Raw genomic sequence first — 7,622 nt, forward strand, 5'->3', positions numbered from 1 at the left:
GCAGGCCTCGGTCTGGCAGCTGGAGCTGGCGGCGGACCCGGCGGTGACCGCAGCGGCGCTCCAGCGGCTGCTGGCGAGTGAGTCGGTGCTGGTGGAGCGGCTCACCAAGGACGGCGTGCGCAGCCTGGACGCCCGCGCGCCGATCGTGGCCGCCGAGGTGTCGGCGGAGCCGGAGAATGACACCCGTGCGATACTGAAGCTGGTCGTCCGTCAGGTCACCCCGACGGTTCGGCCCGACGATGTGCTCACCGCTCTGCGGGCCGTCGCCGGTTTCGCCCCGTCGCAGCCCCCCAGGGCTACCCGGCTGGCGCAGGGACCGGTCGATGACGCGGGACTGGTGACAGATCCGTTGCGCACCACCGAGCTGCCGGTCACCCGCGCAGCTATCGAGCACTGAAAGGCCGTCGGCAGCTGCTGACGGGTTGGACGTTCTGCCCGGTACCGCCAGGCAGGGGTGGCACGAGCCGTCCGTTCGCTCCCGCGAACGGGTGACAGAAGACTTTGCGTTCCGCTTGCGGGTGGGACGCCATACCGCCACTGCGCGGCCGAGTACGGCGAAAGCTGTTTCTTCTCGGCCCCGGTGGTGAGACAGGAGCACCCGAGCAATGCTCGACAACAGCGAACCCACTGACGCCTTCGCCGCCGAACGGTCCGGCGACCAGGGCGGCGCGGCTGCCCCCAAGGCCCGCAAGGCGCCGGCCAAGCGCGCTCCCCGCAAGACTCCCGCCAAGAAGGCGGCTGCGGCCGTCGCCGGGCCGGCCGGTCCGGATGCCGGTGCCGGTGACCCGGCGGTCGCTATGCCGGCCGCAGCTCCGGCTGACCAGCCTGGCGCGGACGCGCCGGCGCCGAAGAAGGCCACCCGCGCCCGCAAGGCTCCGGCCGCCAAGGCAGCTGCCGCGCGGGCCACCGAGGCGCCGGCGAGCGAGCCGCCGGTCAGCGAGCCGCCCGCGAGCGAGACGTCCGCCAGCGACGCGCCGGCCACCAAGGCAACTGCTGCCAAGGCCCCCGCTGCCAAGGCCACCGCTACCAAGGCGCCCGCTGCCAAGGCCACCGCTACCAAGGCGCCGGCCCGCAAGCGCGCTGCTCGCGGCGCCGCAGCCACCCCGGCTGAGCCGGAGGCCGCAGCGCCAGCCACGGCTGAGTCCACGCCCATCCCTTCCACGCCCACCCGTTCCGCGCCAGCCGACGGGCCTGCAGCGGACTCGGCCACCGAATCGCCCGCTGCCGCACCGGCCAAGCGAACCCCGCGTAAGCGGGTCAGCAAGGCTGCTGCCGCGGCCGCCGAGCAGGCAGCGGCCGAGCAAGCCGCAGCCGCCTCGGTAGCCGAGGTTCCGGCGCCGGAGGCGCTGCCGGCCGCCCCCGCGCTGGCTGCCCCCGCGGTGCTGTTCCAGCCGCCCACCGAGGCCGCGGCGCCTCGCCGCCGCCGTGGCGGCAAGCGCGCTGCCGAGCCCATCGCCGAGCCGGAGCCGGACGTCGATGCGCTCCCCGACGAGACCGACATCGACGCCGACCTCGAGCCCGAAGACGTCGACGAGCCTGCTGACGACAGGGCCGACGAGGAGGGTGACGAGACCGCCGGGGAAGGCACCCGTCGCCGTCGCCGCCGTGGCCGGCGCGGGCGCGGCCGGTCCTCCGACACCAGCGAGGACGCCGACACCCCCGTCGCGGACCTCGGCGAGGACGACGACGAGCCCGAGGACGACCATGCCGAGGAGGTCGCCGAGGCGGCCCTGTCGGCCAGCGCCCGTCGCCGTCGCCGCCGCCGCCGGTCCACCGGCTCGGACGGCGCCGAGGCCGTCCCGTCCGAGGACGACCCGCCCAACACCGTGGTGCACGTGCGCGAGACCCGCTCCGGCCGGGACCGCGGCGGCGATGACGACGGCGTCCGCGGCGTCAAGGGCTCGACCCGGCTGGAAGCCAAGCGCCAGCGCCGCCGCGACAACCGGGACACCGGCCGTCGCCGCGCGCCGATCCTGACCGAGGCCGAGTTCCTGGCCCGCCGCGAGTCGGTGGACCGGGTGATGGCGGTGCGCCAGGCCGGTGACCGCACCCAGATCGCGGTGCTCGAGGACGACATCCTGGTCGAGCACTACGTGACCCGGGCCAGCGCCAGCAGCGCGGTCGGCAACGTCTACCTCGGCCGGGTCCAGAACGTCCTGCCGTCGATGGAGGCGGCCTTCGTCGACATCGGCCGCGGCCGCAACGGGGTGCTCTACGCCGGTGAGGTCAACTGGGACGTGGCCGGACTGGAAGGCAAGTCCCGCTCGATCGAGAACGCCCTCAGCGCCGGTGACATGGTGCTGGTGCAGGTGACCAAGGACCCGATCGGCCACAAGGGCGCCCGGCTGACCAGCCAGATCTCGCTGCCCGGCCGGTTCGTGGTCTACGTCCCCGGCGGCGGCATGACCGGCATCAGCCGCAAGCTGCCCGACGTCGAGCGCAGCCGGCTCAAGGCGATCCTGAAGAAGGTGGTGCCCGACGAGGCCGGCGTGATCGTCCGCACCGCGGCCGAGGGCGCCTCCGAGCAGGATCTGGTCAGCGACGTCGAGCGGCTGAAGTCGGAGTGGGAGAAGATCAGCGCGCGGTCGGCGAAGGCCAAGCAGTCCTCGGAAGGGCCGTCCCTGCTGCACGGCGAGCCGGACCTTGCGATCCGTGTGGTCCGCGACATCTTCAACGACGACTTCAAGAAGCTGGTGGTCTCTGGCGCGGAGATCCACCGCACCCTCAGCGACTACGTGAGCGACATCGCCCCCGACCTGGCGGACCGGATCTCCCGGCACACCGCCGAGTCCGACCTGTTCCGCGACCTGCGGGTGGACGAGCAGCTGGCCAAGGCGCTGGACCGCAAGGTGTGGCTGCCCTCGGGCGGCTCGCTGGTGATCGACCGGACCGAGGCGATGACCGTGGTCGACGTCAACACCGGCAAGTACACCGGTTCCGGGGGCAACCTCGAGCAGACCGTCACCCGGAACAACCTGGAAGCGGCCGAGGAGCTCGTCCGGCAGCTCCGGTTGCGCGACATCGGCGGCATCGTGGTGATCGACTTCATCGACATGGTGCTGGAAAGCAACCGGGACCTGGTGCTGCGCCGGCTCACCGAATGCCTGGGCCGCGACCGCACCAAGCACCAGGTCGCCGAGGTCACCTCCCTCGGCCTGGTGCAGATGACCCGCAAGCGGGTCGGCGAGGGACTGCTCGAAGCCTTCAGCGAGCCCTGCACGGTGTGCAACGGCCGGGGCGTGATCGTGCACCTGGACCCGGTGGAGCGCAAGAACGGCGGGTCCGCTGGCTCCGGCGCCTCCGCGCCGGCCGCTGAGGACGATCGGCCCGCCCGTGGGCGGCGCACGCGAAAGGCCGCCAAGGCCGAGGCCGTTGCGCAGCCCGACCCCGCTGAGCTGGCCGCCGAGGCGGAGAAGCGGCGGGCAGCTGCCAGCGCGGTGGCCGCGATCGCGGCGGCGACCAATCTGCACGACGGCGCCGCGGCCAGCAGCGCAGCGACCTCGGGTACCGATCGGCTGGAAAGCAGCTCTGCGGACGGCCAGCCCGCCACCGTCCAGCCTGCTACCGGGCACGCCGAGAGCAGCCCGGCGGAGAGCAGCCCGGCGGAGAGCAGCCCGGTCGAGAGCAGCCCGGCCGAGGGCGGCCAGCTCGAGAGCGAGCAGCCTGCGGGCGGCAAGCCTGCCAGGCGGTCCGGCGGCAGGCGGCGAGCCAGCCGGGATGCCGGCGCCGCGGGCGAACCGGCAGCAGCTGCTGTCCAGCCGGCTGCGGAAGCGGCGCCCAGCGAACAACCGCGCCAGGCCGATCAACCGCGCCAGGCCGAACCGCAGCCCGGCGCCGCGCCCGCAGCTGCCGAGCCGACGTACAACGGAGCCGGCTCGGCGACGCCGGACCTGGGCGCCGGCCAGTCCGGCGCTGCCCAGCCCGCCCGTCCGCGCCGCCGGCGGGCAGCGAGCCGGCCAGCCGGTCCGCCGGTGCCGGTGAGCGTCCCCGAGGGGTAGGTCGCAGCTCGCCACGAGGCGTTCGACCGGCGCTAGAGCGGATAGCGGCTGACCGGCGGCTCTGGAACCAGCCCGAAGTGCCGCACGATCGCCGCGGCGGAGTCGCTCGGGCCGCTGGCGTCGGTGTCGATCTCCAGGTCGACAGGTGGCTGCTCGACGGCGCCGGGATGCTTCCGCGCCGCCCGCAGCGTCTGCAGGTCGACCAGCTTGTGGTACTTGCGCCGGCTCTCGGCCGTGATCCTGCGCTCCTGCTCGGCCTCGCTCACGGCGAGCCTCACGAAGCACACCCGCCCGCCCGCGTCCGCGATGGTGATGCGCACGCGCTCCGGAAAGCCGGGATCCACGGTGCTCTCCGGAGCGAAGGTGAAGATCAGCGAGCGGCCTGCGGCGGCGGCCTCTGCGAGGACGGCCAGCCACATGAGCTCCCGGAGGCGCTTGAACGGCTCGGACCCGAAGGGAAAGACAGTGGTGAGCAGGTCCACCGTCAGATGGTTGTGGAACACCGGGTAACCCAGCCGCTCACCGAGCGCCTGGGCGGTCGTCAACTTGCCCGCGGCGGCAGCCCCATGCAGGAAGATCAGGTTCACCGGGCAAGGGTAGGACGGCCTGGTCCGGCAGCCCGCCTGAGCAGCCGGTTCCACGTACGGCGAGAGCCTGCGAGCAGCCGCCGGCGGGGCAGAGGCAGCCGCTTTGCCTGTAGGGCGGTCGTTGGCGTAATCTGTACAACGGCCCACAGCACGGCGGTGGGCCGTTCTGGTGTGAGGCCGCCGGTTGACGGCGGCACAGCGCACACCCGCCTGCAGTAAGGCTAGACAGCCGAGAAACACCCGAGATCTTCGATAGCTGTTCGACAGGAGTGGATTCGCGATGTACGCCATCGTCAAGACCGGCGGCAAGCAGTACCGGGTCGCCGTAGGTGACGTCGTGACGGTCGAGAAGCTCGACCTGGCCCCGGGCTCCAGTGTGGCGCTGCCCGCGATCCTGCTCGTCGACGGCGAGGACGTGACCACCGACGCCACCGCGCTGGCCGCCGTCTCGGTCACCGGCGAGATCCTCGGCATGGTCAAGGGCCCGAAGATCAAGATCCACAAGTTCAAGAACAAGACCGGCTACCACAAGCGCATCGGCCACCGCCAGAAGCTGTCGCAGGTGCGGGTCACCGGCATCGAGAGCGGAAAGAAGTAGATCCATGGCACACAAGAAGGGTGCGTCCAGCTCCCGTAACGGCCGCGACTCGCACGCCCAGCGACTGGGCGTCAAGCGCTTCGGCGGCCAGCTCGTCAGCGCCGGCGAGATCATCGTCCGGCAGCGTGGCACCAAGTTCCACCCGGGCGACCTGGTGGGCCGCGGCGGTGACGACACGCTGTTCGCCCTCGCTGCGGGCAACGTGCTGTTCGGCAGCCGGCGTGGCCGCAAGACCGTCAGCATCGTTCCGCTCGAGGTCTAGCCGCCTCGGCACACGTCCATCCGCTGGAGCGGGCACCGGGATTCCGGCGCCCGCTTCTTGCGTTATCACCATCCCGGCCTCGTACGGGCCGGAGGCCGGCGCCGCTGAAGGCCGCGCCGGGCAACGATGAGCAGTCGAAAGAGAAGAGAGCACCCCTCGTGGTGAATTTCGTAGACCGAGTGGTTCTGCACGTCACCGCAGGCAACGGCGGCCACGGCTGCGCGTCGGTGCACCGGGAGAAGTTCAAGCCGCTCGGCGGCCCGGACGGCGGCAACGGCGGCCGGGGCGGCAATGTCGTGCTGGTGGTGGACCCGCAGGTGCACACCCTGCTGGACTTCCACCACCACCCGCACCAGAAGGCGGGCAACGGCCGCCAGGGCGCGGGCAAGCACCGCAGCGGCGCCGACGGCGACGACCTGGTGCTCGCCGTGCCCAACGGCACCGTCGTGCATGCCGCGGACGGCGCCGTGCTGGCCGACCTGACCGGCGCCGGGAACCGCTACGTGGTCGCCCACGGCGGCCGGGGCGGTCTGGGCAATGCCGCGCTCGCCTCGCCCCGGCGCAAGGCGCCCGGCTTCGCCCTGCTCGGTGAGCCCGGCGAGGCCTTCGACGTCGTCCTGGAGCTGAAGTCGATGGCCGAGGTCGGGCTGGTCGGCTTCCCGTCGGCAGGCAAGTCCTCGCTGATCGCGGCGCTCTCCGCGGCCCGTCCGAAGATCGCCGACTACCCGTTCACCACCCTGGTCCCCAACCTGGGCGTGGTCAGCGCCGGCGACACCACCTTCACCGTCGCCGACGTGCCCGGGCTGATCCCCGGCGCCGCGCAGGGCAAGGGCCTGGGGCTGGACTTCCTGCGGCACGTGGAGCGCTGCGCGGTGCTGCTGCACGTGCTGGACTGCGCCACCCTGGAGCCGGGCCGGGACCCGATCAGCGACCTGGAGGCCATCGAGGCCGAGCTCGCCCAGTACGAGTCCAGCCTCGGTGACCTGCTGGACCGGCCGCGGCTGGTGGCGCTGAACAAGGTCGACATCCCGGAGGCGCGCGAGCTGGCCGACTTCGTCACCGAGGAGCTGACCGGCCGTGGTTACCGGGTCTTCGAGGTCTCCGCGGTCTCGCACGCCGGGCTGCGGGAGCTGACCTTCGCCCTGGCCGCGATGGTGGAGGAGTTCCGGGCGGGCCAGGACGCCATCGCCCCGGCCCGGATCGTGCTCAGCCCGAAGGCCGTCGACGACTCCGGCTTCACCGTGCACCCCGATCCGGACGAGCCCGGGGCCTTCGTGGTGCGGGGCAGCAAGCCCGAGCGCTGGGTGCGCCAGACCCAGTTCGACAACGACGAGGCGGTCGGGTACCTGGCCGACCGGCTGGCCCGGCTCGGGGTCGAGGAGGAGCTGGCCCGGCAGGGCGCGATGCCCGGGGCTGCCGTGACGATCCTGGACTACGTCTTCGACTTCCAGCCCACCGCCGGAATGGCCGACGAGGAGTACTCGCCGACCCGCCGCGGGACCGACGACCGGTTGGACGCCAGCAGCCGGCCCAATGCCGACGAGCGGCTGGCTCTGAAGAAGGCCCGCCGCCAGCCGCAGAGCGACGAGGAGCTCCAGCTCGAGCGCGCGGCCCCCGAGTAGCTGTCGATGGCGCAGCTGAAGACGGCCGGCCGGGCCGGGATCGCCGCCGCGGCCCGCACCGTGGTGAAGGTCGGCTCGTCCTCGCTGACCTCCCGCGGCCGGTTGCAGCCGAGCCGGCTGGACGCCCTGGTCGACGTCCTGGCAGCCCGGCGGGCCGCCGGCCAGCAGGTCGTGCTGGTGTCCTCCGGGGCGATCGCGGCCGGCATGGCGCCGCTGGGGCTGAGAACCCGTCCCCGGGACCTGGCCACCCAGCAGGCCGCGGCCAGCGTCGGGCAGCTGCTGCTCGCCGAGCGGTACGCCACCTCCTTCGCCCGGCACGGACTCACCGTCGGCCAGGTGCTGCTGACCGCCGACGACCTGCACCGGCGCGGCTCCTACCGCAACGCCGTCCGCACCCTGGAGCGGCTGCTCGCGCTCGGCGTGATCCCGATCGTGAACGAGAACGACACGGTGGCCACCCACGAGATCCGCTTCGGCGACAACGACCGGCTGGCCGCCCTGGTGGCCCATCTCGTCGGTGCCGACCTGCTGGTTCTGCTCACCGACACGCCCGGC

At 72.9% G+C, this 7,622-nt stretch carries 6 protein-coding genes and 1 pseudogene; 6 read left to right on the plus strand and 1 reads right to left on the minus strand.

Features of this window, described 5'->3' with window-relative positions; all coding sequences use genetic code 11:
• Both VF612_RS15995 and VF612_RS16000 read left to right on the plus strand, forming a co-directional pair.
• Positions 1-397: pseudogene (locus tag VF612_RS15995) on the plus strand (radical SAM protein); the annotation flags it as partial.
• Positions 398-605: 208 nt separating this feature from the next.
• On the plus strand, positions 606-3,998 hold the full coding sequence (locus tag VF612_RS16000) for an Rne/Rng family ribonuclease (protein ID WP_408660845.1): 3,393 nt from the start codon (positions 606-608) through the stop codon (positions 3,996-3,998).
• Between the two features lie 32 nt (positions 3,999-4,030).
• Here the strand turns inward: VF612_RS16000 and VF612_RS16005 are convergent, their stop codons facing one another.
• The gene (locus VF612_RS16005; RefSeq protein ID WP_408660846.1) at positions 4,031-4,585 is read right to left on the minus strand and encodes a phosphotransferase-like protein; all 555 of its coding nucleotides are present in this window, start codon (positions 4,583-4,585) and stop codon (positions 4,031-4,033) included.
• A gap of 280 nt (positions 4,586-4,865) precedes the next feature.
• Here VF612_RS16005 and rplU point away from each other — a divergent pair, with 280 nt between their 5' ends.
• The 4 genes from rplU to proB all read left to right on the plus strand — a co-directional run.
• Positions 4,866-5,183 carry a 50S ribosomal protein L21 gene (rplU, locus tag VF612_RS16010; protein ID WP_408660847.1) on the plus strand — a complete coding sequence of 106 codons (318 nt, stop codon included), beginning with the start codon at positions 4,866-4,868 and terminating at the stop codon, positions 5,181-5,183.
• A 4-nt stretch (positions 5,184-5,187) separates the two neighbouring features.
• A complete protein-coding gene (gene rpmA / locus VF612_RS16015; protein ID WP_408660848.1) occupies positions 5,188-5,445 on the plus strand; it encodes a 50S ribosomal protein L27 in 258 nt (85 codons plus the stop codon).
• Between the two features lie 158 nt (positions 5,446-5,603).
• Positions 5,604-7,067, plus strand: coding sequence for a GTPase ObgE (gene obgE, locus VF612_RS16020; protein WP_408660849.1), 1,464 nt, complete (start codon positions 5,604-5,606; stop codon positions 7,065-7,067).
• Between the two features lie 6 nt (positions 7,068-7,073).
• The coding region (proB, locus tag VF612_RS16025; RefSeq protein ID WP_408660850.1) for a glutamate 5-kinase at positions 7,074-7,622 on the plus strand (549 nt) is incomplete at its 3' end.

Source organism: Jatrophihabitans sp., from assembly GCF_036388195.1.
Classification (GTDB): Bacteria; Actinomycetota; Actinomycetes; order Mycobacteriales; family Jatrophihabitantaceae; genus Jatrophihabitans_A.